Source organism: Sphingobium sp. B11D3B, assembly GCF_025961735.1.
Lineage (GTDB): Bacteria > Pseudomonadota > Alphaproteobacteria > Sphingomonadales > Sphingomonadaceae > Sphingobium.
Map to the genome: position 1 here is coordinate 982,900 of NZ_JAOQOF010000001.1, position 24,231 is coordinate 1,007,130.

Sequence of the window (24,231 nt, forward strand, 5' to 3'; positions counted from 1 at the left end):
CAGGCGCGTGCCGAGGAGCCGTATCGAAGCATCGAATCCTTCGATACGCCGCTTCGACAGGCACAGCAGCTACTCAGGACGAACGGAGAAATCGTCCGAAGTGGGTCATTTTGCGAACGGCGTCTTTCGAGCTGAACCGTTTATCCGCACGCCGCTCTTTGCAAGTCCTGACCGATGGAGTAGCTGCGCTATCATGACGGCAATCCTCTCGCTCCGTGGCGTCACCAAGCAGTACGCCAGCGGTCACAAAGCACTCGGCAGCGTCGATCTCGATGTGGAGGAGGGCGAGATATTCGCGCTTCTCGGGCCGAATGGCGCTGGCAAGACGACGCTCATATCCATCATCTGCGGCATCGTGCGCGCCAGTGGCGGGACTGTGCATGTCGGCGGGCACGATATCGTACGGGATTATCGCCAGACGCGCGCCACCATTGGTCTGGTGCCGCAGGAACTCTCGACCGATCAGTTCGAGCGCGTGATCGATACGGTGCGGTTCAGCCGCGGCCTGTTCGGCAAGCCGCGCGACGATGCCTATATCGAGAAGGTGCTGCGCGACCTGACGCTGTGGGACAAGCGCCACTCCAAGCTGCAGGAGCTTTCCGGCGGCATGAAGCGGCGGGTCATGATCGCCAAGGCGCTCGCCCATGAGCCGCGCCTGCTGTTTCTGGATGAGCCCACTGCCGGCGTCGACGTGGAACTGCGCCGCGACATGTGGGCGCTGGTTCGCCAGCTGCGGGACAATGGTGCGACGATCATCCTCACGACCCATTATATCGAGGAAGCCGAGGACATGGCCGATCGCGTGGGCGTCATCACCGGTGGCGAGCTGATTCTGGTGGAAGACAAGGCGCGGCTGATGAAGAAGCTGGGCAAGAAGACGCTGCGGATCACGCTCAATGAGCCGATGTCGGCTGTGCCTGCTGCCCTGTCTGACTGGCGCGTGACTCTGGAGAGCGACGGCGCTGAGCTTGAATATGTGTTCGACAGCCAGGCCGAGCGCACCGGGATCTCGGCGCTGCTCGGCCAGCTGAGCGCCCTCGGCATTGGCTACAAGGACCTCAACACCAAGGAAAGCTCGCTGGAGGACATTTTCGTGGATCTTGTCCACAAGCCCGCGACCCGGTCGGAGCAGGCGGCATGAGCGGCATCAACATCCACGCGATCCGCGCGATCTATCTGTTCGAACTGCACCGCTTCCAGCGCACGCTGATGACGGGGCTGGTCGTGCCGGCGTTGACCACCACGCTCTATTTCGTGGTGTTCGGCAGCGCCATCGGCTCGCGGATGACGGAGGTCGACGGGATTCCCTATGGCGCGTTCATCGTGCCGGGCCTCATCATGCTGTCGATGTTCACGGAGAGCATCTTCAACGCCAGCTTCGGTATCTATATGCCCAAATATAGCGGCACGATCTACGAGCTGCTCTCCGCGCCGATTTCCGCGCTGGAGACGGTCATCGCCTATGTGGGCGCGGCGGCGACCAAATCGATGATTATCGGGCTGGTGATTCTCGCGACGGCGCACTTGTTCGTCGATCTGCCGATCGCGCACCCGCTCGCCATGATTCTGTTCATGATGGTGATCGCGATCAGCTTTTGCCTGTTCGGGTTCATCCTGGGCATCTGGGCGCAGAGTTTCGAGCAGTTGCAGGTCATCCCGCTCATCGTCGTCATGCCGATGACCTTTCTCGGCGGCGCGTTCTATTCAATCCATATGCTGCCCGAACCGTGGCGGACGATCACCATGTTCAATCCGGTCGTCTATCTGATCAGCGGCTTCCGCTGGACCTTCTTCGGGAAGGGCGACGTCGCGATGGGCGTCTCCGTGGCGTTCGTCAGCGCGATGCTAATCATCTGCCTCGCGGTAATCGCCTGGATGTTCAAGACCGGATATCGTCTCAAGAAGTAGAGCGGAGGGGCGTCAGATACCAAAACGCCCGCCATGCGCGAACGCAGGCGGGCGGTTCAGTCTCTGAATACTCGGTGCGTCAGTCGCGGGCGCGATGCTCGCCCTTGACCCAGCGGACGGTGCCGGACGAGGCCCGCATCACGACGCTGTTCGTGGTCATCTTGCCGCCGCGCAGGAGCTTGACACCCTCGAGCAGCGAGCCATCGGTGACGCCGGTTGCAGCGAAGATGCAGTCCCCCTTGGCGAGGTCTTCCAGCTTGTAGATGCGGTCGAGGTCGGTGATGCCCCATTTGCGGGCGCGAGCCTTCTCGTCCTCGTTGCGGAACAAGAGCTTGCCGTTGAACTGGCCACCGACGCAGCGCAGGGCCGCACAGGCCAGCACGCCCTCGGGCGCACCGCCAGAGCCCATGTACATGTCGATGGTGGTGTCCGGGTCCGTCGTCGCGATCACGCCGGCCACGTCGCCGTCGCCGATCAGCACCACCCCGCAGCCGATGCCGCGCAGCTCGGCAATCAGCTTCTCATGGCGGGGGCGATCCAGCACGCACACGATGATCTCGGAGGGCTTCACGCCCTTGGCCTTGGCCACCGCCTCGACATTCTCCGTGGCGCTCTTGCGCATGTCGATGATGTCCGGCGGATAGCCGGGGCCAACCGCCAGCTTCTCCATGTAAACGTCCGGCGCGTTGAGCAGATTGCCTTCCTCGGCCGCAGCCAGAACCGCAAGCGCATTGGGGCCGGCCTTGGCGGTGATGGTCGTGCCTTCCAGCGGATCGAGCGCGATGTCGATCTTGGGGCCACGGCCCGGCGCGCCGCCGACCTTCTCGCCGATGTACAGCATGGGGGCTTCGTCGCGCTCACCTTCGCCGATCACCACCGTGCCATCCATGTACAGGCCATCGAAGGCCTTGCGCATCGCTTCGACGGCTGCAGCGTCAGCGGCCTTCTCGTCGCCGCGCCCCACGAGCTTGGACGCGGCGATCGCGGCGGCCTCGGTGACGCGCACCATCTCAAGAACAAGTACCCGATCGAGTACGGAACTGGCTTCGACGGTATTCGACTTCCCCATCCTGCGGCATCCTTTGCTGAATTGATGGGACGCGATAGGCGAGGATTGTTGCAATGTCGATAATGAGCCAGCGTCTTACCGGTGCGGCCGGGCGCATATCGCATCCCGGCCTCTAAGCGCGGGGTCGCGCCTGTCAGTCGAGGATGTGCATCAGCATCGGCGCGCCCAGTAGACTGTCCGATCCGCCGAGCCTGCGCAGCAGATCGTCGATGGCGGAGAGGGCGCCCGGGTGCGTCACGATGGCGACCAGAACGCCCTCGTCCGCAGTGGCGGCCCGCTGGATCACGCTTTCGATCGACACGCCCGAATCCCGCATCGCCGCCGTGATTTCCGCCAGAACGCCGGGGCGATCCTGGACCTGGAAGCGCAAATACGCACGGCCGGTGCGCTGCCCGGCATCGGCCTTGACCTGGCGCTGCAGCCATTCGGCCGGCATGGCGAAGGCAGGACCATATTCATCGCGCGCCACGTCGATAACGTCTGCGACCACGGCGGAAGCGGTGGGGCCTTCACCGGCGCCGGCGCCCTGGAAGAACAGGCGGCCGACGAAATTGCCCTCCGCCACGACCGCGTTGAGCGCGCCATCGACATGGGAAAGGGGATGATCGAGCGGCACGAGCATGGGGTGGACGCGCTGGAAGAGGCCGACATTCTCGCTGCCGTCCGCCTCGCATTCCGCCATGCCGACCAGCCTGATCTTGAACCCGAGCGAGGCGGCCTCGCGGATATCGGCTGCCATGACATTGCGAATGCCGGTGATATCCACCGAGCCGAAATCGATCTCGGTGCCGAAGGCGAGGCTGGCGAGAATCGACAGCTTGTGGGCGGCGTCGATACCGTCAATGTCGAAGGTAGGGTCAGCCTCGGCATAGCCTTTGGCCTGCGCGTCCTCCAGCACCTGGTCGAACGGGCTGCCATGCTGTTCCATGGTGGAGAGGATGTAATTGCAGGTGCCGTTGAGGATGCCATAGACCCGCATGATGCGATTGGCAGCGGCGCCCTCGCGCAGGCCCTTGATGACCGGCACGCCGCCCGCGACGGCCGCTTCATATTTCAGCGCAACGCCGCTCCGCTCGGCTTCATGTGCCAAATCGAGACCGTGATGGGCGATCATCGCCTTGTTGGCCGTGACGAAGGGCTTGCCCTGGCTCAGGCATTGGCGGGCCAGCGTCAGGGCCGGGCCATCCGCGCCGCCGATCAGCTCGACGACCGTATCGATGTCCTCGCGCTGCGCGAGGGTCGCCATGTCGTCGACCCATTCATAGGCGGAGAGATCGAGCCCGCGATCCTTGCTGCGGTCCCGCGCGGAAATGGCGACCACCTCGATCGGGCGGCCCGCACGCCGGGCGATCAGATCCCGGTTGGTCTCCAGCAGGCGAATGACACCGGCGCCCACGGTTCCCAAGCCGACGATGGCGAGGCGAAGGGGGCGGGAAGAGGCGTCGGTCATGGTCATGTCCTGCAAAAATGTGTGAGCGGCGGTCGCACGGAGGTCCGCCGCCGCTCATAGCGGGTAATCCCGTACAGGAAAGAGCCCTCTGCCTAAATGACCGGCGTTTGGGTGCGGTCACATGGCCCGAGTGCGGCCCGGAATGCGTTGTAATCGCGACTGGCGGCTTCCGCATCGTTGCGCGCCAGTTCGGTGAGGGCCAGGGCCGGAAGCTGATCGGGCAAGCTGCACGCGAGGCGATACCACAGCAAGGTGTCCCGCTCGGGGAGCTTCGCCGAATCGTCCACAACCTCGCCCAGCGACACGCTGAAATGCGGCTGCTCCTGCGGCCGGCGGATCACTGACAGCGAAATCGGCGAGCCGTCCGCCGTGCCAAGGAAGATCTGGGTCTCTCCTTCACCCACAATCGCGCCCGGCACATGAAAGGCAGAGGTGATTGCGGTGATCGGACCTGGTGCGCCCGGCGCGTAAAGATCTTCGATGACCTTTCGGGCCAGCGCCTCGTTGGCGGGGGTCCAGGGCACGAGCGCCGTGCTCGCGCTCAACTGGAACTCGCTCACCTGCTGGCCGACTTTGCCGAAAGCGAGAAAAATCTTGTTCTTGAGGTTGGGGCGTCGGGCATTTTCCGCGGACCCGTCCACAAGGAAAGAGATTCGCTTGGACATCACGCCATCGCTGCGAATCAAGCCGAGCGTTTCAGCCTGGACGTAAAAACGGCTCCGCGTTTCCGGCAGATCGGGCGCGCGCTCGCGCTTGAGGGCGACGATAGAACGCACGGTAATGCGCGCCACCGTGGGGGATGACGATGCCAGTTCGGCCATCCGCGCGTAACTCAAGCTTGCCGGCTCTGGCGATTCTGCCACCTGTGCCGTAGCGGAAGTGGAAATAAAGGGGAAAGCGGCCGTCAACAGGGCGCTGCAACCGATTGCCGCCAGTTTGAACCGGGCCTTTGGGCGTCGGATTGTGTCGGTCATACGCAATTCTCCTGATAGGCCTTCCTCAGCCTCTAACATAGGGGGTTAAGCAGAGGTGACCACCGTCAACAAAGCGTTTGCTTCACACGTTTTGCCACGATAGGACATGCCTCGGAATTTAGGAGCCCGAGCGATCAGTATCGCACGGAAGACGTTGTGCTTTACGGCATTTCGTCGATTCGTGGTCTGATTGTCAGCGCTGTATCGAGCTAGGGAGTGTCATTGCTGAATGGCCTATGCTGACCAGTCACAATCGTCCGGTAGGACGGTTTCTCTTATCATCGTGGCAATCATTCACGCGATCCTCGGTTATGCGTTTGTGACGGGGCTTGGCATCAAGTATGTCAAGCAGGCTGCAGAACAGCTGAACGTCATCGACGTGGCAGAGGAGCCGCCGCCGCCAGAGGAGGAGCCGCCGCCACCGCCTCCGCCTCCGCCAGACATGCCGCCGCCACCGCCGCCGCCGCCGACAGCGCCGCCGCCGATGATTTCGCTGCCTAGCACGGCCCCGGTTCTGGCGCCGCCGCCTCCTCCCACGCCGCCTCCGCCGGCTCCGCCTGCACCGCCGCCGCCGCCTGCGCCGGTTGTCAGCAAGGCTGCTGGTGCCAGGGGTAACCCCGCGAGCTGGATTACGTCTGACGACTATCCTGCAGGCGCCCGTCGTGACGAAGCCGAGGGCTCCGTGACGATCGCATGGGAGATCAACGAGCAGGGTCGGGTGGAGAATTGCCGAGTGACCGCATCGAGCGGCCGTCGGGATCTCGACGAAACCGCTTGCAGCCTGATCGTTCGCCGGGGACGTTATTCTCCTGCGCTCGATCAAGCCGGCAACCCGATCAAGTCCAGCAGCTCGCGTCGCGTCGTCTGGAAGCTTGAACGTTAATCCTGATTTCGGCCGTCCCGAACCGGGGCGAGGGACGGCCCATTCACCGACTGGTTTGAGAGGAATACACGAATGTTGATTTATTTGTCCGCAGCCGCTGCGCCGGCCGATAACCCTTACGGTCTCATGGAAGCCCTCGAGCAGGGCGGCGTGATCGCCTGGACCGTTTTCATCATTCTTTGCGGCATGTCCGTGTTCTCGTTCTTCATTCTGTTCTCGAAGCTCATCGAGCAGCAGAAGGTGATCGGCCAGGCCAAGAAGGTCCGTACCACGTTCTGGCGTTCGGCTACCCTCAAGGAGGGTTCGGCCAAGCTCGAGAAGAACAGCGCCTACAAGCAGCTGGTCGACGACGGCATCATGGCGCAGGAACAGCATGCCAAGCTGACCGATCCGGTCGAGGCGCATGACTGGATGCACGCTTCGCTCGCGCGTTCGGAAGCCGCGATCAACTCCAAGCTCGGCGGTGGCCTCGCGTTCCTCGCGACCGTCGGTGCGACCGCGCCGTTCATCGGTCTGTTCGGTACGGTTATCGGTATTTACCGCGCGCTCATCAAGATCGGTGCGTCCGGTCAGGCCTCGATCGACGCCGTTGCCGGCCCGGTCGGTGAAGCTCTGATCATGACCGCGCTTGGTCTGGCCGTGGCCGTTCCGGCGGTGCTTGCCTACAACTGGCTGCAGCGTCGTAACAAGTCGATTGCTGAAGACCTGAGCGGCTTCAACAACGACCTGCTCGGCTACATGGTGTCCAACGGTGCGGTCCGTCCGACCGTGGTTGCTGCACCGGCCGCGCCCGCTGCCAAGCCGGCTGCCGCCAAGGCCTGAGCTATCAAATGAAGCAGGTGTGGCGATCCTCGAGCGGTCGCCACATCAAGCCTCCGCAAGGACGTGCGTGCTTCCAAAGCCAAGAGTTAGGATTTTGATCGATGGCAATTAGCTCTGGGGGTGGTGGTGATGACACCCCGATGTCGGACATCAACACGACGCCTCTCGTGGACGTCATGCTGGTGCTTCTCATCATCTTCCTCATCGCAATTCCGGTGGTGATCCAGACAGTGGACGTGAAGCTGCCGAAGATCGCCTTCGAGCCAACGACCACGAAGCCGGAAAATGTGAGCCTTACGGTTCGCGCAGTGGATGGGCAGTGCGAAGTGTACTGGAACGTGACCAAGGTCACGGCCGGCGATCTTCTCAACCGCGCTGTCAAGAAGCTGGAAGCGGATATCGAGAAGGCCGGTGGCGTGGAGAATATGAACCCCGACGATCTGCCCGAAGCGCACATCCGTGCAGACATCGATACGCCGTACCGGTGCATCGGTGGCACGATCTTCACGATGCAGCGCGCTGGTTATCCGAAGGTTGGCTTCATTTCCGAGCCCGACCCGGCTTCGATTTCCGTCCGTCGCCTCTGACGCCCAAGTTTAGGAGACCAGTCCCATGGCAATGAGTGGTGGCCGCGACGACGGCGAGCCGATGATGGAAATGAACACGACGCCGTTGATCGACGTCATGCTCGTGCTCCTCATCATGTTCATTATCACGATCCCGATCCAGACCCATGCGGTGAAGATCGACCTTCCGCAGAATGCGGACGCGCCGCAGAACACGATCGACCCGGTCAAGAATCGCCTGACCATCGATCCGGCAGGCACGATCTACTGGAATGGTGCCCCGGTCGACCGGGTGACGCTGCGCCAGTATCTCGATCAGACCAGCCGTATGGCCCCGGAGCCTGAACTGCAGTTCGAGCCTGACCAGTCGGCTCGTTATGTGGTGGTTGATGAGGTGCTCGCCATCATCAAGCGCGCTGGCGTGACCAAGCTCGGCTTCGTCGGCAACGACCGCTACGGCGGCGTGTTCTGATCATAGCGGGAACGCGCTTCGTCGCGGATCTGGATGTGTTTGGAAAAGGGGGCTTCGGCCCCCTTTTTTTGTTGGGTTTCAGAGCGAGGCGTCTGGGATTAAGATGGAAGGCGTCTGGGGGGCAGGCTTCGGCCCTAGGCGTGAGCGCGGGTCAGCAGCCTTCAAGACCTCGATCCTGCGCTGCGCGTGCGAGCATAGTTGTATTGCGCTGAGAGGCCAGCACGCGAGTGGCGGACAAACACGCAAGCCAGTTGGCGGTTCTGGACCTTTCAACGGCGCCGGTGATGCCATTAGCCCTCGGCTCGGGCGCTGAGGCAGCGCTGCAGATTGCAAGCGGTCAGGATGAGGAAGTGGCCGCCGGTCGAGGTTCTCCTAGGTGTTAGGGCCCTCATCTGCTGGGCCGGAAGGACTTCCTATGATTAGGACGATGGTAAGCTTCCCTGTCGTATCGTGCGATGTTCCAGGCAGGCAGGTCGATATGGGCGCAGTTCCAGACAGAATGAATGAGCCGTCCGCTCGTTCGTCAGCGCGGCAGTCGGTCTTGATTGGCGTCCGCGTGCGCCGCAAGGGCGAGAGCTGGTTCAAGAGCCGGATTTCGGACATGTCGCTCACCGGCTTCCGCCTGATGAGCTACGTGAAGCTTCAGGTTGGTATGGAAGTGTGGGTGATGTTTGCCGGCTTTGAAGGGCGCAAGGCGTTCGTCACCTGGGTATGCGACCATGAAGCGGGGTGCGAGTTCGAGACACCGATGCATCCGGCGATTTTCGACCATATCGTGCGTGGGGCGAGCACGGACTGACGACCTCGGGCCAATCAAGCGCGCGGGCTCGACATGATCCGCTTCGCCGGAAAAGGGCAAGAGGGCGCACTGAGGCTTGCTCGCCGGCATCGTGGATACGCTCGGTCAATTCCGTGCCGCGCTGCAGACCCATTGCCGGTTTACTGCACAGGACAGGCAGCACCGAAAGGGACCTCGCTTCCGAGGTCAACGGGGCGTGGCTCGCGTACCTGCTAAAGACTTGGTCGATGCTTCGATACATTCTGCACGCGTTTTTTAGGACCTGGAAGTGCTCAGGCTGCGCATGGGCGTGTCGCCGGTCTCGGTGCTTCCACGTGAGACCCTGAACCCTACGCAGCCGACTTATGTTTGAGCGTCGCCCACTTGGCCAACGCGGCTACCGGGCCAAACATGCGGCCCCTGAGCGAGCTAAGCAGCTAAGAGCCAGCGCCGCATCAGCAACAGCTGATCGCCGTGCCAACGTCCGGTAATCTCCGATCAGGCCGGTTCGTCGAACTGCAGCGATGCGAGCCGGGCGTAGAGGCCACCGCGGGCGATCAGGTCAGCGTGGGTGCCGATGTCCGCGATCCGGCCCTGATCGAGGACGACGATGCGGTCGGCGGCGCGGACGGTCGCCAGACGGTGGGCGATGACGATGGTCGTGCGATCCTTCATCAGGCGGGCGAGGGCATCCTGCACCAGGCTCTCGGATTCTGCGTCTAGCGCCGAGGTCGCTTCATCGAGCAGCAGCAGCGGCGCATCCTTGAGCAGCGCCCGGGCGATCGCAACGCGTTGGCGCTGGCCCCCTGAGAGGCGGGCGCCGCTCTCGCCGAGTTCGGTGTCCAAGCCCTGCGGCAGCGCCTTGAGAAAGCCGTCGGCATTGGCTGCGCGCGCGGCCTCCATCAACTGCTCGTCGGTGGCATCCCAGCGTCCGTAACGCAGATTGTCGCGCGCACTGGCCGCAAAGATCACGGTTTCCTGCGGCACCAGCGCGATCATGCTGCGCAGGCTCAGCAGGTCTGCCTCGCGCAGGTCGACGCCGTTGAGGAGCACCCGCCCGTGGGACGGGTCGTAAAACCGCTCCGCAAGCTGAAGGAGCGTGGATTTGCCCGCGCCGGATGGCCCGACGATGGCCACGGTCTCGCCCGGTGCGACATCCAGCGAGAAATCCGTGAGCGCCGGCAAATCCGGCCGCGTCGGATAGCGGAAGGCCACATTTTCGAAGGTCAGTCGCGCCTGACCGGGCTGCGGGATGGCGACCGGCCGGGCCGGTTGGCGGATTTCGGAGATGGCGCTGGTCAATTCGCTCAGCCGGGTGGCGGCGCCGGCCCCGCGCAGCAGATCGCCATAGACCTCGGTGAGCGCGCCGAAGGCACCTGCGACAAGGCCGCCCGTCATCACGAAGGCTGCGATGCTGCCGCCGGACATCCGGCCCGCCGCGACGTCAAGCGCGCCCTGCCACATGATGAGCGTGATGGAGCCGAAGATCACCAGGATGATCGTTGCGGTCATAGCCGCCCGCAAAGTGATGCGCTGACGGGCGGTGCGGAAGCTGTCCTCGACCGCGCGCCGGAACCGCCCGGCTTCACGCTCTTCCTGACCGAAGGCCTGGACGATCTTCATGGCGCTCAGCACTTCGTTGGTGATGCTGCCGACCGCAGCCAGCCGATCCTGACTGTTGCGCGAGAGCGCGCGCAGGCGCCGACCGACCAGAATGATCGGCCCGAGCACGATGGGAATGCCGAACAGCAGCATCGCCGTAAGGCGCGGCGCGAGCATGAACAGATAGACGATGCCGCCAAAACCGGTGAGCAGATTGCGCATCGCCACCGAGACCGTCGAGCCGACGACCTGCTCGATGATCGCCGTATCCGCCGTCATGCGAGAGGCGATCTCGGAGGGCCGGTTATGCTCGAAAAAGGCAGGCTCTTGCCGCAGCAGATTGGCCTGCGCGGCGATCCGCAGATCGGCCACCACGCGCTCGCCCAGCCAGGCGACGAAGTAGAAGCGCATGGCGGTCGCAAAGGCGAGGATGACCACGATCAGCAGCAGATACTGGAACCAGCGGCTGATGTCCCCATCCAGACCAGAGGCGAAACCGCGATCGATGACCAGCTTGAAACCACTGGGGATGGCAAGCGTTGCTGCAGAGGCGAGAACCAGGGCGAAGCCGGCGCCGGCTATGCGGCCGGGGTAGCGGAGCGCGGCGCGCCAGATCAGTCGCAGATTGCCAAGATCGCCCGCTTTGCGCCGATCGTCATTGTCTGGGGTGGACGCCGAGGTAGCCATGGCCGCGCCCTAGACCAACTTTGCAACCAAGGGGAGGGCTTTTGCACCTGCGCTGTGCCTTCTGGTGTGGCAAAGGAGACGCGTCGGCACTATTTAATGCTTCTAAGCCCGGCATCGGCGCTGGCGTCAGGGCGTTGGATGTGCTGGTTTAGACAGATGGCCCCGAGTAAGGAAACACATGCTCTATAGTGCCTATGAAATTCAGCGCAGCTTTCTGGCAAGCGCCAGTGCCATGGCGACCGCGAGCGTAGAACTGCTCCAAAATCCCGCAAATCCCTTCGCTTATTTCGGTGGCGGTCCGATGCTCGCCTCCGCGCTGGACGTATTCGCGCATGCCGCGGCGCCGCGCGGCAAGCCGGCCTTCGATCTGCCGACCACCGAGGTGGATGGGCAGACCGTAGCGGTGCACGAAGTCATCGAGGCGCGCCAGGTCTTCGGCCAGCTGCGTCATTTCGTGCGGGAAGGGCAGGAGGGCCGGCACCCCAAGCTGCTGATCGTCGCGCCGATGTCCGGCCATTTCGCGACGCTCCTGCGCGGCACGGTGGCCCGAATGCTACCGGGGCATGACGTCTATATCACCGACTGGCGCGATGCGCGCGATGTGCCGCTCTCCGACGGGACGTTCGATCTGGATGATTATGTCGATTATCTGGTGGGCTGGCTGGAGCATATCGGTCCGGGCGCGCATATGCTGGCGGTCTGCCAGCCGTCCGTGCCCTGCCTTGCTGCCGCGAGCCTCATGTCGGCCTCGAAGCATCCTTGCCGTCCGCGCACATTGACGATGATGGGCGGCCCGATCGACACCCGCGAGGGGCCGACGGCCGTCAATCAACTGGCGCAGGAGCGGCCGCTGAGCTGGTTCAGCCAGAATGTGGTAACCTCGGTTCCGTTTAATTATCCCGGCGCCGGGCGGAAGGTCTACCCCGGCTTCATGCAATTGGCCGGTTTCATGACCATGAACCTCGGCAACCACCTGATGAGTCACTGGCAGATGTTCCGCCACCTCGTACAGGGGGATGACGAGAGCGCGGACGCGACCAAGAAGTTCTATGAGGAATATCGCTCGGTCTGCGACATGACCGCCGAATTCTACCTGCAGACCGTCAATGAAGTCTTCAAGAAGCACAGCCTGCCCAAGGGCGAGTTCATGCATCGTGGCGTCCGCATCGACACGACGGCGATCACGGATGTCGCGCTGCTCGCCGTCGAAGGCGAGAATGACGATATTTCGGGGATCGGCCAGACGAGGGCGGCGCTCAAGATTTCCCCGAACCTGCCGGACGAGATGAAGCAATATTATCTCGCCGAGACGGTCGGCCATTACGGCATCTTCAATGGCTCGAAATGGCGCAATCGCATTGCGCCAGTGGTCGAGGCATGGATCGCCCGCCATGATGATCTACCGCGCGGCTGATCGCCCGTTTTTCATGAGGTCGGATTCGCAGTGATCGACATTGGCCTGCAGCAAGTCGCGGTCGAGCGCTTCGCCGTGCGCGACGCTTTCACCATCAGCCGTGGTGCCAAGACGTTTGTGGATGTGGTCATGTGCGTGGTCACGGATGGCACGTTCACCGGGCGGGGCGAGGGCACGCCGATCTATTATCATGGCGAGACGGCCGAAGGGTGTGCGGCGGCGATCGAGGCGCTCGTGCAGGCGCAGGGCGGCGTGCCGGACCGCGAGACGTTGCGCACCCTGATGCCACCGGGCGCCGCACGCAATGCGCTCGATTGCGCGCTGTGGGATCTGGAGGCAGCACGGACCGGCAAGCCGGTTTGGGCGCTGGCCGGTCTGACGGCGCCCCAGCCTGTGCGAACGGCCTATACGATCAGCCTCGATACGCCGGAGAAGATGGCGCAGGCGGCCGCAGACGCGCGGGCGCGGGGGTTCACGCTGCTCAAGTGCAAGCTCACCGGCGACGGCGATCAGGCCCGCATCGAAGCGGTGCGCCAAGGTGCGCCGGATGTCGACCTGATCGTGGATGCGAATGAGAGCTGGGCCGATCTGGACGTGCAGGCGCAAGCCCGTGCATTGGCCGATCTGGGCGTCGCATTGATCGAGCAGCCCTTGCCGGCACAGGCAGATGCGGCGCTGGCCGGGCTGGCTCTGCCGGTGCCGATCTGCGCGGACGAGAGCTGCCAGTCGCTGGCTGATCTGGCGCGGCTCGGGGACTATCAAGCAATCAATATCAAGCTCGACAAGGCCGGGGGACTGACCGAGGCGCTCGCCATGGCCCATGCGGCAAGGGCCGCGGGGAAGCGCATCATGGTCGGCTGCATGCTCGCAAGCTCGCTCGGCATTGCGCCTGCCTTTCTGCTTGCACAGTTCGCCGATTGGGTGGACCTCGATGGCGCCTTGCTGCTAGCTCATGATCGCGAGGGCGCCATGAAAGTCGCCAACGGATATCTTTCGCCCGGAACTTTATGGGGCGAGGCGATTATAACGGATGCTCAACGAAGTTGAACGACAATAGGGTTTTGAAGCGGTCGTAAAGGCCGAGGACCGGCAGTTGCCGGGTCGCGATTGGAGGAGGCTGTACGTGCGCCTAGCACGAATTCTCGCATTATTGGTGGTACTCGCGACTGTCGGCGTGTCGGCCTATTTCCTCTATCGCATGCCCTTTGCTTGGCTGCAGATCGTCCCTGCGGCGATTGGCGTCGGCCTGTGCCTCTGGTTCTGGCGCACGGCACCCAAGCGCAAGAAAGCTCGCAAGCGCGCCGCGCTCGCGACGGTTCTGTTCGTGCCGCTGCTGATGGCGAGCGCCGTGCTCAGCCTGATGGTTTCGCCGGAATCGGTCTGGCCGGTGTTCACCGCGCTGGCGCTGCTCGCGATGATGGTCGCCGTGCTTGCGCTCATGCGGATCGAGCGCAAACAGAACCATGTGTGGGCCGGCTATTATTCCGACGTGGCCTGATCGGCGCTCCCGATACTGCGCGGGGCCAGAGCGCCCGGCAGTTCGTGGAGGACCGGGTAGGGCATGATCATCTTGCCGGCCGGATCGGCGGTAAATGTGGTCTGCGTGGGATAGGCAAATTCCAGCCCCAGATCATTGAAGCGGCCGAGAATATCGAGGCCGATCGCGTGGCGGATCATGTAAACCTCATCCCAATCATGCGAGTGCACATCGAACTCCAGCTCGAAATCCAGTGAGCTGGCCCCAAAGCCGATGAAGCCCGAGCGCACGAAGTCGCCGCCATGCGCGTTGACGATCTCTCGCAGCAGATCGGGAATCTTCGCCGCTTCAGCGGGTGCGGTCTGGTAGATGACGCCGATGGCGAACTTGACCCGGCGGCGATCGAGGCCGGTGTAGCTCGTGATCTCCTTGTTCAGCAATTGCGCATTGGAGACGATCATGCGTTCGCCCGTCACCACGCGCAGGCGCGTGGATTTGAGGCCAATGCGCTCCACGACGCCGGTCTGCGTACCGAAATTGATCGCATCGCCGACCTTGAACGGCTTGTCGAAAATGATCGAGAGGGACGCAAACAGGTCCGAGAAAATGCCTTGGGCGGCAAGACCAATGGCGATGCCGCCTATGCCGAGACCGGCCACAAGACCGGTGACGTTGACGCCCAGATTGTCCAGCACGACGATGGCCGCAACGGCGAAGATCGCGATGGAGAGGAGGACTTTGATAAGACCGCTGGCGTTGGCCAGGGCTTCGCTGCCGCCCAGCTCCGGGTCCGAGCGCATCTGGATGAAGCCGAGCGCCATGTGGCGCACCCAGACCGCGATCTGCCAGGCCGTCACCACGATGAACAGGAAGTTGATCGCATTGAACAATGCCGGCGGCACCGGGAAATAATTGACGACGAGGCGCGCCGCGATGAGCATCATGAACAGATGCCCGGTTTTCCCGACGGTGCTGGCGGCGACGCCCATGATCGGGGCGCTGTGGGCCGCCCTGAGCAGCAGGCGCTGCACGATCCGCTTGAGCAGCCCCAGCGCAAAATAGATGGCGATGCCGATGGCCACGGCGATCGCCACCTCGATCCAGTTCTCGCCCAGCCATGTCATGGCATGTTCGAGACCGCGGAGGGGATTGGCGTGGGATGAAGTTGTCGTCGGGGCAGCAGTCATCAGGCTGGCTTGCTCGCAGATGGGGGGATGTCGTGCGATGAGAACGCCGCAGAGAGGATGTAGTTCACGGACAGATTGTCACTGAGCACGAAGCCATATCGCGGATCGGCCATCAGGCCCTTGGTCGTCATGACGTGCAGGCCACGGTCGGACAGCAGCGCTTCCATTTCCTCCGGGGTGATGAAGCGGGCTGCGTGATGCGTGCCCTTGGCGATGCGGCCGAAGCCCTCTGCCAACGTCACCACCATCAACTTGGAGAGCGGCGTCCGGTTTGGCGTCGAGATAATCAGCAGCCCATTCGGCTTGAGCAGCCGCGCGATGGCGGAGAGGAACATCGCCGGATCGGTGACATGTTCGATGACTTCCAGCGCCGTGATCAGGTCGAATTGCGGATCGGCCAGCGTCTCCACCCCGCAATTGCGATAATCGATGGGCAGGCCCATTGCGGCGGCGTGTTCACGGGCGACGGCGATATTCTCCGGCGCCGCATCCACTGCCGTCACGGCGCCGCCCATGCGGGCGAGCGGCTCGGCGACGAGCCCGGCCCCGCAGCCGACATCGAGAACGCGCTTGCCGGCCAGCGGGCGCAGATCCTGGGCCGATCCACCCCAGTGCGCGTCGATGGCGGCGCGGATGAAGCCAAGGCGCACCGGTCCCAGCTTATGGAGCATGGCGCTGGAGCCATTGGGGTCCCACCAATCGGCCGCGTGCGCGCCGAAATGCGCGGCTTCTTTGGGGTCGATGGTGCTGCTGTGCGGTTCGCTTGCCATTGCCGATCCTGCTGACTAATAGGGCGCCGGCTCGAAGGCCGGTGAATACCGATCCGTCGGCATTTCATGCCCCCTTGATAGTCCAAGAAAGGTCCGCGGCAAGTCCATGGCGCGTATTGTGATGAAATTTGGCGGCACGTCGATGGCCGGCATGGAGCGAATCCGCAACGTCGCGCTTCGGGTGAAGCATGAGGTTGGCCTGGGCAACGAGGTCGCCGTCGTCGTCTCCGCGATGGCCGGCGAGACCGATCGTCTGGTCAACTTCTGCAAGGAAGCCAGCCCCCTTTACGACCCCGCCGAATATGACGTGGTTGTTGCGGCCGGTGAGCAGGTGACGTCCGGGTTGCTGGCGATGACGCTCAAGGCGCTGGGCGTCGATGCGCGCAGTTGGCTGGGCTGGCAGTTGCCGATCCGCACGAGCGAGGCACACAGCAAGGCGCGGATCGACACGGTCGAGACCGAAGGCCTGCTGGCGGCGATGACCGCCGGGCAGGTCGCGGTCATTCCGGGCTTTCAGGGGCAGATGGAGAGCGGCCGGGTCTCGACCCTGGGTCGTGGCGGGTCTGATACCTCCGCCGTGGCGGTCGCCGCCGCCGTGCAGGCCGATCGGTGCGATATCTATACCGATGTCGATGGCGTGTACACGACCGATCCGCGCATCGTCAGCCGGGCCCGCAAGCTTGACAAGGTCACCTATGAGGAAATGCTGGAGCTGGCGAGTGTCGGCTCGAAAGTGCTGCAGACGCGGTCCGTCGCGCTGGCGATGAAGGAGAAGGTGCGCGTGCAGGTGCTCTCCTCCTTCGACGCGCCAGGGGACGATCCCGAACCCGGCACGATGATCGTCAGCGAAGCAGAAATTGAGGAAAGCGACATGGAACGGCAGCTCATCACCGGCATCGCTCATGACAAGAACGAAGCCAAGATCATCGTCACGCGCGTGCCGGACAAGCCCGGTGCGGTTGCCAGCATCTTCGGCCCGCTGGCCGATGCGAGCATCAATGTCGACATGATCATCCAGAATGACAGTAAGGATAATGCGGAGACGGACGTGACTTTCACCGTCCCCCGTACCGACCTCGCGCGCAGCGTCGACATTCTGGAGAAACTGCAGAACGAGATCGGCTTTCGTCGCATCATCACCGACGATCAGGTCGCCAAGATCAGCGTCGTGGGTGTTGGCATGCGCAGCCATGCCGGCGTCGCGGCGACCATGTTCAAGACTCTGGCCGAGCGCGGCATCAATATCGAGGCGATCTCCACGAGCGAGATCAAGGTCTCGGTGCTGATCGACGAGGACGAGACCGAACTGGCCGTTCGCGTACTCCACACCGCCTACGGTCTCGACGCGGAGCAGGCGCCCGCTTGATCTATTTGGAGCCGCTTCCGTTCGGGAGAGGCTCCGAGGCAGCGTGCCGGCATCCGGTCGGCCGCTGATCTCCTCTTTGCCGTCGCTTCCCGGTGGGAAGGGTCAGATTGGGTATCGTGATGACCGACCGTCTTTCTTCCCTCATGGCCCGCGGCACCGCATTTCTCGGCAGCGAGACCGCGATCATCTGTGGCGCGATGAGCTGGGTGTCCGAGCGGCATCTCGTGTCAGCCGTCAGCAATGCCGGCGGCTTCGGCCTGATCGCGTGCGGCGCCATGACGCCAGACCTGCTCGATAGCGAGATTGCCGCGACCAAGGCGATGACGGACAAGCCCTTTGGCGTGAACCTCATCACCATGCACCCGCAGCTGTTCGATTTGATCGCAGTCTGCGCACGCCATTCGGTGACGCATATCGTGCTGGCCGGCGGCCTGCCGCCCAAGGGCAGCATCGAGGCGATCAAGGCGAGCGGCGCTAAGGTGATCTGCTTCGCCCCAGCCTTGTCGCTGGCCAAGAAGCTGCACCGGTCGGGCGTCGATGCGCTGGTGATCGAGGGTATGGAAGCGGGCGGCCACATCGGCCCAGTCGCGACCAGCGTGCTCGCGCAGGAAATCCTGCCGGTCATGGCAAGCGAGCTGCCGGTCTTCGTTGCTGGCGGCATCGGCCATGGCGAGGCGATCGCTGCTTATCTCGACATGGGCGCGGCCGGCGTGCAGCTCGGCACCCGCTTTGCCTGCGCCAGCGAGAGCATCGCCCATGCTAACTTCAAGAAGGCGTTCTTCCGGGCTTCGGCGCGCGATGCCATTGCCAGCGTGCAGATCGATTCGCGGCTACCGGTGATCCCCGTGCGCGCCCTGCGCAACGCCGGAACTGACGCCTTCACCGCCAAGCAGCGTGAAGTCGCGCAACTGCTCGACGACGGCCAGGTCGATATGGGCGAGGCGCAGCTCCAGATCGAGCATTATTGGGCCGGTGCCCTGCGGCGGGCGGTGATCGATGGCGACATCGAAAATGGCTCGCTGATGGCCGGCCAGTCCGTGGGCATGGTGACGAAGGAAGAACCCGTCGCCGAGATCATCACGACCCTGATGGCAGAGGCGCGGGCAGCCTTGACCCGCCGGGTCGGCTGATCGCGGCGCTGCTCTCGCAGACAGCCTGTCGGTCATTGGTTAACGGGTAGCGATATCACGGCGTTCCGTTTACAGCGGTGCGAACGCGCCGACTGGTGCGACCGTCGAAAAGAACAAGACGTCGGGAGAGGTGCCGTGCTGAAGGGCCCGTCAAATGACAGGTGCATGAGGGGCGCATTTTTGCGCGTTTCAACGCCTGCTTGCGTGTCTGCCGGGTCTCCTTCTTTTCCGACTGGCTTTCTTCCTCTGCTGCTCACCATTCCATCATCGTCTTTGCCGGGTTTCTCGCCCGGAAAGATCGAGTCGAGGTTGGTTCCCGGCGGCAGTTTCTGATAGCAGGAACGCATGGATCAAACGCGGCGCCCGGAATCCCCATCGAGCAGTGCGGCCACAGCCGCGCGCAGAATTCTCTCTCGCCTCCACGAGGTGATGGCGGCGCGCACGCAAACCCAGGTGAAGCTCAACAAGGTTGTCGAGATCGTCGGACAGGAGCTTTCGAGCGAGGTCTGCTCGATTTACTTGCTGCGCGATGGCATGCTGGAGTTGTTCGCGACGCGCGGCCTCAAGCAGGAGGCCGTTCACGTCACGCGCCTGGCGCCGGGCGAGGGGCTTGTCGGCACGATTGCCCAGAATGTCGAAACGCTCAATCTCGAGGAAGCGTCGGGCCATCCCGACTTTGCCTATCGGCCGGAAACGGGCGAGGAGCGCTTCCACAGCTTCGCCGGCGTGCCGATCGTGCGTCGTGAGAATGCAATTGGCGCGCTGTGCGTCCAGCATCTCGACCCGCGCGGCTATGAAGAAGTCGAGATCGAGGCGCTGCAGACGGTGGCGATGGTGCTCGCCGAGCTGATCAACAACGCCAATCTGGTCGATGAAAATCCCGGTGAAGATCGCCCGCTCGAAACGGGCGCGAGCATCCTCTCGGGCCTGCAACTCGTGATGGGCATGGCGCGCGGCCACGCCGTCTTCCACCAGCCTCGCGTCACCATCGAGCATACCGTTGCCGAGGATGTCGAGGTCGAGCGGCAGCGCGTCTATTCGGCGTTCGCCAAGATGCGCGAGCAGATCGAGCGCATGGCGGGGCAGGCCGAGTTCGGCATGGACGGCGAGCACAAGGAGGTGCTCGAGACCTACAAGATGTTCGCCTATGACGAAGGCTGGTCGCGGCGGATCAACGAAGCGATCGACTCCGGCCTTACCGCCGAGGCGGCAATCGAGCGGGTGCAGCAACGCACCCGGATGCGGATGCGGCAGATCGACGATCCGCTGCTGCAGGACCGGATGCACGATCTGGAGGATCTGTCCAACCGCCTGCTGCGCATCGTGGCCGGGCAGCTCGGCACGGCGGCACAGCTTGGACTGCGACAGGACACGATCCTGATCGCGCGCAATCTCGGGCCGGCGGAACTGCTGGAATATGACCGGCGGCGGTTGAAGGGCGTCGTGCTGGAGGAAGGATCGCTGACCGCGCACGTCACGATCGTTGCGCGGGCCATGGGTGTACCGGTGCTGGGCCGCGTCAAAAATACCCGGGCGCTGATCAACGAGGGCGATCTGCTGCTGCTCGATGTCAACCAGAACCGCCTCTACATCCGCCCCTCCGAGCCCATGGACGAGGCGTTCGAGAGCGGCCTGGCACTCACGCAGAAACGGCGCGCGGCCTATGCCGGGCAGCGCGATCTGCCGGCGGAGACAAAGGATGGCCAGCGCATCGAGCTGATGGTGAATGCCGGCCTGCGCGACGATGTCGCCGCGCTGGACGTGACGGGCGCCGATGGGATCGGCCTGTTCCGCACCGAGTTCCAGTTCCTCGTCTCGGCCACCCTGCCGCAGCGCGAGCGCCAGCAGCGGCTCTACAAGGAAGTACTCGACGCGGCGGGCAGCCGCCCGGTCATTTTCCGCACGGTCGATATCGGCGGGGACAAGGCCCTGCCTTATCTGCGCAAGAGCGATTCCGACGATGAGGAAAACCCCGCCATGGGCTGGCGGGCGGTTCGCCTCGCGCTGGAGCGCGATGGCCTGATGAAGGCGCAGGCGCGGGCATTGCTGGAGGCCGCGGCCGGGCGGACCTTGCATGTCATGTTCCCGATGATCTCCGAACCTTGGGAACTGACGCAAGCGATGACGCTGTTTCGCGAGCAGAAGGACTGGCTCGCAAAGCGAGGCCGCAAGCTTCCCAAGAGCGTCAAATATGGCGCGATGCTGGAAGTGCCGGCGCTCGCCGAGGCGCTCGACTTCGTGCTGCCGGACCTGGACTTTCTCTCCATCGGCACCAACGATCTCACCCAGTTCCTGTTTGCTGCCGACCGCGCGAACCCCAAGCTGGCCGAGCGTTACGATTGGCTGAGCGTCGCGATCCTCCGCTTCCTCGCCCGCGTGACGCGGACCTGCTCCGAACATGGGGTGCCGGTGGGAGTCTGCGGCGAAATGGGCGGGCGTACGCTGGAAGCCATGGCCCTGCTCGGCCTTGGCATCCGTCGCCTTTCCATCACGCCGGCCTCGATCGGCCCGGTCAAGGCGATGGTCCGTTCGGTGGATCTCACGGCCTTGTCGCAAGTCACGGTCGATTTGCTGAAGGGCGGGGTTGCCAACCTTCGCGAGCCGCTCTCGCAGTGGGCCGACGATAACGGCGTCGATCTCGGCTGAGAGCCTGTGCGCTGCTGCGTCAGCGAATTCGCGCGTTGACACCGCATAGCGACTGATGAAACAAAGGAACTGGCAAAAAGACCGAAAATAGACGGAAAAAGGCCTCAATGCGCGAAGATGCGAACGAAAATGAGACGGTCGCGCGCAGCGGACTGAGTGCATCGGCGCAGATGCGGCAGGCGCGTGAGGCCGCAGGCATGTCGCTCGATGATGTAGCGAACCGCACGCGGATTACCTTGCGCCATCTCACCGCGTTGGAAGCCGGTGACTATCAGGCCCTTCCCGGAACGACCTATTGCGCGGGCTTCTCGCGCGCTTATGCCCGCGCGGTCGGCATCGACGAACATGCCCTTGTCAGCAAGGTGCGTGAAGAAATCGCGGAAATGGGCGTCGAGCAGGACCCTTATGAGATTGAGGAGCCGGTCGATCCCAGCAGCGTTCCACCGCGCTATCTGGTGATCGCCGCCGCCGTCATCGCGCTGCTGTTTGCGGGCGGTTACGCGATCTGGCGGACCCAATACATCACGCCGCCGACCGACGACCAGCTTGCGATCGAGCAGCGGACCGAGCCGCGTATCGCCGACCCGCGCAACAAATCGGCGGCGCCCGCGCAGAACCCGGCGCAGGCGCGTCCCAATGGCCCGGTGGTCCTGACCGCGGTAAACGAGGTTTGGTTGCGCATCTATCAGCCGGACGGAAAGCGTCTCTTCGAAGGGACGCTGGAGAAGGACAAGAGCTTCACCGTCCCGGCCGAGGCACAGGACCCGATGATCCTCACCGGACGTCCGGACGCGCTGGCGGTGACCGTTGGCGGGCAGGCCATCCCGCCACTTGGGACTGCCGAGCGGACGATATCGGATGTTCCGCTGACGGCTGCGGCGCTGCTCGAGCGCCGCGTTCAGCCCACAGACACCGATCCGGCGGCATCGCAGACCAGCAATGGTGATGCACCGCCGGCGGGTTGATGCTAGCAGGCACGGCCTCGCCAACGGATGGTGCAGCGCTCATTGCGCCTCCGCCACCGGCCAACATGATTTGAACATATCAGGAATTTCACCATGGCAGCAGAGCTTTCCCCCCACGAGATGACCAGCAAACGGACCGGCGGCGGGATTGTCCGCACTCTGCTCCTTGCCGGCGCCGGTCTGCCGCTGCTGTTCAGTGCTCCGGCGAGCGCCCAGCGCACGGTGGAAGGCCGCGTCGATCGGCTTGAGCAGGAAATGCGGGCTGTCCAGCGCAAGGTGTTCCCCGGCGGGGCGGGCCAGATCATGGCGCCGGAAGTCACGCCGCCTGCGCCGACGCCCGGTGTCGCAGCCGGTGCGCCCGCGACGACGCCGATTGCCGATCTGACGGCGCGAATCAACGCCGTCGAGGCGCAGCTCGCTCGCCTCACCGGTCAGGTCGAGGAGAATGAGCACCGGCTCCGTCAGCTGGAAGAGAATTTCAAGGCGATGAGCGCCGGGCAGGCTGCTCCGGCCGTCGATCCGGCCAGTCCCTTTGGCCCGCCCAGCGCGCCGCTCCCCGACCGCGCGGCCCAGGCTGCGCCGGCGGCGACCGCACGCCCAGCAGCGCAGCCGTCCCTCGTGGCCCGCACCGAAGCGGTGGCGGCGGTCGAGCGCCCCAGCACCGGCAATGCCGCGCTGGATAGCTACACCTATGGCTTCCGCCTCTGGACCGCGAAATTCTATCCCGAGGCGCAGGTGCAGCTGCAGCAGACCGTCGACAAATATGGCAAGGACCCGGTCGCCAGCCGCGCCCATAATCTGCTCGGCCGTGCGTTTCTCGATGACAAGAAGCCGGCGGCTGCGGCCAAGATCTTCTACGAAAATTACCGGCAGCGCCCGGCTGGCGACCGCGCGGCGGAGAGCCTTGCCTGGGTCGGTGAGTCGCTCATTCAGCTCAACCGGCTGAAGGACGCGTGCCTCGCCTATGACGAGCTGAACGAGGTGTTCGGCGCCAACATGCCGGCCAGTGTCCGCGACATGATGACCAAGGGCCGGACCCGCGCCAAATGTAGTGGCTGACACGCTCGCGCAGCGGTTGCCCGAGGCGGTTCAGCACCTGCTCGGGCGCGCCTTGCAAGCGTCCGAGCGCATCGGCATCGCGGTCTCGGGCGGAGCGGACAGCATGGCGCTGCTCGCGCTGGCGGCGCGTTGCTGGCCCGGGCACGTCGAGGCGGCGACGGTTGATCACCGATTGCGAGCCGATTCCGCAGCGGAAGCAGCCATGGTCGCTCGCTGGTGCGAGAACGAGGGCGTCCCCCACGCGATTTTGACGGTCGCGCAGCCCCTTGAGGGCAATCTTCAGGCGGCGGCACGCGCGGCGCGCTATGCGTTGCTGGAGGATTGGCAGCAGGTGCGGGGCCTCGACTGGCTGATGACGGCGCATCAGGCGGACGATCAGCTCGAAACGCTGGTCCTGCGGCTCAATCGCGGGGCAGGGGTGGCGGGATTGTTAGCCATTCGGGGCCGGCGCGGGACATTGCTGCGGCCGCTGCTCAATGAGCGCCGCGCTGATCTGCGCGCGTGGTGCCAGCGCGAAAACGTCCCGTTCATTGACGATCCGAGTAACGAGAACCAGCGGTTCGACCGCGTAAGGGTTCGGCAGGCACTGACTGGCTGCGATCTCATCGACCCCGGTGGCATGAACCGCGCGCTGGAAGCGCTGGGCGAGGCGGAGGACGCCATCGCGTGGATGCTGGACCGGCTCGCCGCCGAGCACCTTGTGCTGGCCGGGGATCGCGCCGACCTCACCCGAACGGACCTGCCGCCGGAGCTCCTTCGCCGCCTGATCTTGCGCATGGTTGCCCATCTCAATCCGCAGGCAGAAAAACCGCGCGGGCCATCGCTGGATCAAGCGCTTGTTCAACTTTTCGATGGTAAGACCGTCACCTTGGCAGACTGCCTAGTCACCGGAGGGGCGCGATGGACGATGCGGCGGGCACCGCCGCGCAGGTCGTGCTGAGCCCAAAGCCGTTCCGGGCATTGTGTTCCGGGCAGGAAGTCCTATTTTGGACCGCGAAAGCGAGTG

22 protein-coding genes are annotated in these 24,231 nt (G+C 63.9%); 16 read left to right on the forward strand and 6 right to left on the reverse strand.

Annotated elements, in window-relative coordinates:
- Positions 1-193 precede the first annotated feature (193 nt).
- Positions 194-1,141 (forward strand): ABC transporter ATP-binding protein, encoded by a 948-nt coding sequence (locus M2333_RS04680; RefSeq protein WP_264611006.1) that lies wholly within the window; start codon positions 194-196, stop codon positions 1,139-1,141.
- Entirely contained in the window at positions 1,138-1,908 is a 771-nt protein-coding gene (locus M2333_RS04685; protein WP_264611007.1) for an ABC transporter permease, read from the forward strand. Before M2333_RS04680 ends, M2333_RS04685 begins: the two co-directional genes overlap by 4 nt.
- 79 nt (positions 1,909-1,987) lie before the next feature.
- On the opposite strand, the gene glpX is transcribed toward M2333_RS04685, so the two are convergent.
- The 3 genes from glpX to M2333_RS04700 form a co-directional block, all read right to left on the reverse strand.
- On the reverse strand, positions 1,988-2,977 hold the full coding sequence (gene glpX, locus M2333_RS04690; protein ID WP_181559765.1) for a class II fructose-bisphosphatase: 990 nt from the start codon (positions 2,975-2,977) through the stop codon (positions 1,988-1,990).
- Between the two features lie 133 nt (positions 2,978-3,110).
- Complete coding sequence (locus tag M2333_RS04695) at positions 3,111-4,427, reverse strand: homoserine dehydrogenase (RefSeq protein ID WP_264570382.1); 1,317 nt, start codon at positions 4,425-4,427, stop codon at positions 3,111-3,113.
- Positions 4,428-4,519: 92 nt separating this feature from the next.
- Positions 4,520-5,401, reverse strand: a complete 882-nt coding sequence (locus M2333_RS04700; RefSeq protein ID WP_264611008.1) for a hypothetical protein — start codon at positions 5,399-5,401, stop codon at positions 4,520-4,522.
- A gap of 229 nt (positions 5,402-5,630) precedes the next feature.
- On the opposite strand from M2333_RS04700, the gene M2333_RS04705 reads away from it, so the two are divergent.
- The 5 genes from M2333_RS04705 (at position 5,631) to M2333_RS04725 (ending at position 8,943) form a co-directional block, all read left to right on the forward strand.
- On the forward strand, positions 5,631-6,284 hold the full coding sequence (locus tag M2333_RS04705) for an energy transducer TonB (protein ID WP_264572904.1): 654 nt from the start codon (positions 5,631-5,633) through the stop codon (positions 6,282-6,284).
- Between the two features lie 72 nt (positions 6,285-6,356).
- Positions 6,357-7,106, forward strand: coding sequence for a MotA/TolQ/ExbB proton channel family protein (locus tag M2333_RS04710; protein ID WP_181559761.1), 750 nt, complete (start codon positions 6,357-6,359; stop codon positions 7,104-7,106).
- A 101-nt stretch (positions 7,107-7,207) separates the two neighbouring features.
- On the forward strand, positions 7,208-7,693 hold the full coding sequence (locus tag M2333_RS04715) for an ExbD/TolR family protein (protein ID WP_181559760.1): 486 nt from the start codon (positions 7,208-7,210) through the stop codon (positions 7,691-7,693).
- Between the two features lie 25 nt (positions 7,694-7,718).
- A complete protein-coding gene (locus M2333_RS04720) occupies positions 7,719-8,144 on the forward strand; it encodes an ExbD/TolR family protein (protein ID WP_181559759.1) in 426 nt (141 codons plus the stop codon).
- A 499-nt stretch (positions 8,145-8,643) separates the two neighbouring features.
- Complete coding sequence (locus M2333_RS04725; RefSeq protein ID WP_264611009.1) at positions 8,644-8,943, forward strand: PilZ domain-containing protein; 300 nt, start codon at positions 8,644-8,646, stop codon at positions 8,941-8,943.
- A 477-nt stretch (positions 8,944-9,420) separates the two neighbouring features.
- Here M2333_RS04725 and M2333_RS04730 read toward each other — a convergent pair whose 3' ends face one another.
- Positions 9,421-11,211, reverse strand: a complete 1,791-nt coding sequence (locus tag M2333_RS04730) for an ABC transporter transmembrane domain-containing protein (protein ID WP_264611010.1) — start codon at positions 11,209-11,211, stop codon at positions 9,421-9,423.
- Positions 11,212-11,389: 178 nt separating this feature from the next.
- Here M2333_RS04730 and M2333_RS04735 point away from each other — a divergent pair, with 178 nt between their 5' ends.
- The 3 genes from M2333_RS04735 (at position 11,390) to M2333_RS04745 (ending at position 14,123) form a co-directional block, all read left to right on the forward strand.
- Positions 11,390-12,625, forward strand: a complete 1,236-nt coding sequence (locus tag M2333_RS04735; RefSeq protein ID WP_264611011.1) for a polyhydroxyalkanoate depolymerase — start codon at positions 11,390-11,392, stop codon at positions 12,623-12,625.
- A gap of 30 nt (positions 12,626-12,655) precedes the next feature.
- The gene (gene dgcA / locus M2333_RS04740) at positions 12,656-13,672 is read left to right on the forward strand and encodes an N-acetyl-D-Glu racemase DgcA (protein ID WP_413716474.1); all 1,017 of its coding nucleotides are present in this window, start codon (positions 12,656-12,658) and stop codon (positions 13,670-13,672) included.
- A 76-nt stretch (positions 13,673-13,748) separates the two neighbouring features.
- Complete coding sequence (locus M2333_RS04745; RefSeq protein ID WP_181559754.1) at positions 13,749-14,123, forward strand: hypothetical protein; 375 nt, start codon at positions 13,749-13,751, stop codon at positions 14,121-14,123.
- Here the strand turns inward: M2333_RS04745 and M2333_RS04750 are convergent.
- Positions 14,105-15,226, reverse strand: a complete 1,122-nt coding sequence (locus tag M2333_RS04750) for a mechanosensitive ion channel family protein (RefSeq protein WP_264611012.1) — start codon at positions 15,224-15,226, stop codon at positions 14,105-14,107. The genes M2333_RS04745 and M2333_RS04750 overlap by 19 nt on opposite strands.
- Positions 15,227-15,288: 62 nt before the next feature.
- A complete protein-coding gene (gene ubiG / locus M2333_RS04755; protein ID WP_264611013.1) occupies positions 15,289-16,059 on the reverse strand; it encodes a bifunctional 2-polyprenyl-6-hydroxyphenol methylase/3-demethylubiquinol 3-O-methyltransferase UbiG in 771 nt (256 codons plus the stop codon).
- Between the two features lie 106 nt (positions 16,060-16,165).
- Between ubiG and M2333_RS04760 the strand changes: the two genes are divergently transcribed.
- From M2333_RS04760 to tilS, 6 genes are all read left to right on the forward strand, one after another.
- Positions 16,166-17,425, forward strand: coding sequence for an aspartate kinase (locus M2333_RS04760; RefSeq protein ID WP_181559751.1), 1,260 nt, complete (start codon positions 16,166-16,168; stop codon positions 17,423-17,425).
- A 119-nt stretch (positions 17,426-17,544) separates the two neighbouring features.
- Positions 17,545-18,555, forward strand: coding sequence for an NAD(P)H-dependent flavin oxidoreductase (locus M2333_RS04765; RefSeq protein ID WP_264611014.1), 1,011 nt, complete (start codon positions 17,545-17,547; stop codon positions 18,553-18,555).
- Between the two features lie 345 nt (positions 18,556-18,900).
- Positions 18,901-21,201 carry a phosphoenolpyruvate--protein phosphotransferase gene (gene ptsP, locus M2333_RS04770; RefSeq protein WP_181559749.1) on the forward strand — a complete coding sequence of 767 codons (2,301 nt, stop codon included), beginning with the start codon at positions 18,901-18,903 and terminating at the stop codon, positions 21,199-21,201.
- 107 nt (positions 21,202-21,308) lie between these two features.
- Positions 21,309-22,166, forward strand: coding sequence for a helix-turn-helix domain-containing protein (locus tag M2333_RS04775; protein WP_264575713.1), 858 nt, complete (start codon positions 21,309-21,311; stop codon positions 22,164-22,166).
- A 93-nt stretch (positions 22,167-22,259) separates the two neighbouring features.
- Positions 22,260-23,225 carry a hypothetical protein gene (locus M2333_RS04780; RefSeq protein ID WP_413716475.1) on the forward strand — a complete coding sequence of 322 codons (966 nt, stop codon included), beginning with the start codon at positions 22,260-22,262 and terminating at the stop codon, positions 23,223-23,225.
- A complete protein-coding gene (tilS, locus tag M2333_RS04785) occupies positions 23,218-24,165 on the forward strand; it encodes a tRNA lysidine(34) synthetase TilS (RefSeq protein ID WP_264611015.1) in 948 nt (315 codons plus the stop codon). Before M2333_RS04780 ends, tilS begins: the two co-directional genes overlap by 8 nt.
- The last annotated feature ends 66 nt before the right edge of the window (positions 24,166-24,231 follow it).

What these genes read in the sequence shown, in the direction of transcription:
- M2333_RS04680 (WP_264611006.1), top strand. Translation starts at nt 194, where the DNA reads ATGACGGCAATCCTCTCGCTCCGTGGCGTCACCAAGCAGTACGCCAGC.
- M2333_RS04685 (WP_264611007.1), top strand. Translation starts at nt 1,138, where the DNA reads ATGAGCGGCATCAACATCCACGCGATCCGCGCGATCTATCTGTTCGAA.
- glpX (WP_181559765.1), bottom strand. Translation starts at nt 2,977, where the DNA reads ATGGGGAAGTCGAATACCGTCGAAGCCAGTTCCGTACTCGATCGGGTA.
- M2333_RS04695 (WP_264570382.1), bottom strand. Translation starts at nt 4,427, where the DNA reads ATGACCGACGCCTCTTCCCGCCCCCTTCGCCTCGCCATCGTCGGCTTG.
- M2333_RS04700 (WP_264611008.1), bottom strand. Translation starts at nt 5,401, where the DNA reads ATGACCGACACAATCCGACGCCCAAAGGCCCGGTTCAAACTGGCGGCA.
- M2333_RS04705 (WP_264572904.1), top strand. Translation starts at nt 5,631, where the DNA reads ATGGCCTATGCTGACCAGTCACAATCGTCCGGTAGGACGGTTTCTCTT.
- M2333_RS04710 (WP_181559761.1), top strand. Translation starts at nt 6,357, where the DNA reads ATGTTGATTTATTTGTCCGCAGCCGCTGCGCCGGCCGATAACCCTTAC.
- M2333_RS04715 (WP_181559760.1), top strand. Translation starts at nt 7,208, where the DNA reads ATGGCAATTAGCTCTGGGGGTGGTGGTGATGACACCCCGATGTCGGAC.
- M2333_RS04720 (WP_181559759.1), top strand. Translation starts at nt 7,719, where the DNA reads ATGGCAATGAGTGGTGGCCGCGACGACGGCGAGCCGATGATGGAAATG.
- M2333_RS04725 (WP_264611009.1), top strand. Translation starts at nt 8,644, where the DNA reads ATGAATGAGCCGTCCGCTCGTTCGTCAGCGCGGCAGTCGGTCTTGATT.
- M2333_RS04730 (WP_264611010.1), bottom strand. Translation starts at nt 11,211, where the DNA reads ATGGCTACCTCGGCGTCCACCCCAGACAATGACGATCGGCGCAAAGCG.
- M2333_RS04735 (WP_264611011.1), top strand. Translation starts at nt 11,390, where the DNA reads ATGCTCTATAGTGCCTATGAAATTCAGCGCAGCTTTCTGGCAAGCGCC.
- M2333_RS04750 (WP_264611012.1), bottom strand. Translation starts at nt 15,226, where the DNA reads ATGACATGGCTGGGCGAGAACTGGATCGAGGTGGCGATCGCCGTGGCC.
- ubiG (WP_264611013.1), bottom strand. Translation starts at nt 16,059, where the DNA reads ATGGCAAGCGAACCGCACAGCAGCACCATCGACCCCAAAGAAGCCGCG.
- M2333_RS04760 (WP_181559751.1), top strand. Translation starts at nt 16,166, where the DNA reads ATGGCGCGTATTGTGATGAAATTTGGCGGCACGTCGATGGCCGGCATG.
- M2333_RS04765 (WP_264611014.1), top strand. Translation starts at nt 17,545, where the DNA reads ATGACCGACCGTCTTTCTTCCCTCATGGCCCGCGGCACCGCATTTCTC.
- ptsP (WP_181559749.1), top strand. Translation starts at nt 18,901, where the DNA reads ATGGATCAAACGCGGCGCCCGGAATCCCCATCGAGCAGTGCGGCCACA.
- M2333_RS04775 (WP_264575713.1), top strand. Translation starts at nt 21,309, where the DNA reads ATGCGCGAAGATGCGAACGAAAATGAGACGGTCGCGCGCAGCGGACTG.
- M2333_RS04780 (WP_413716475.1), top strand. Translation starts at nt 22,260, where the DNA reads ATGGCAGCAGAGCTTTCCCCCCACGAGATGACCAGCAAACGGACCGGC.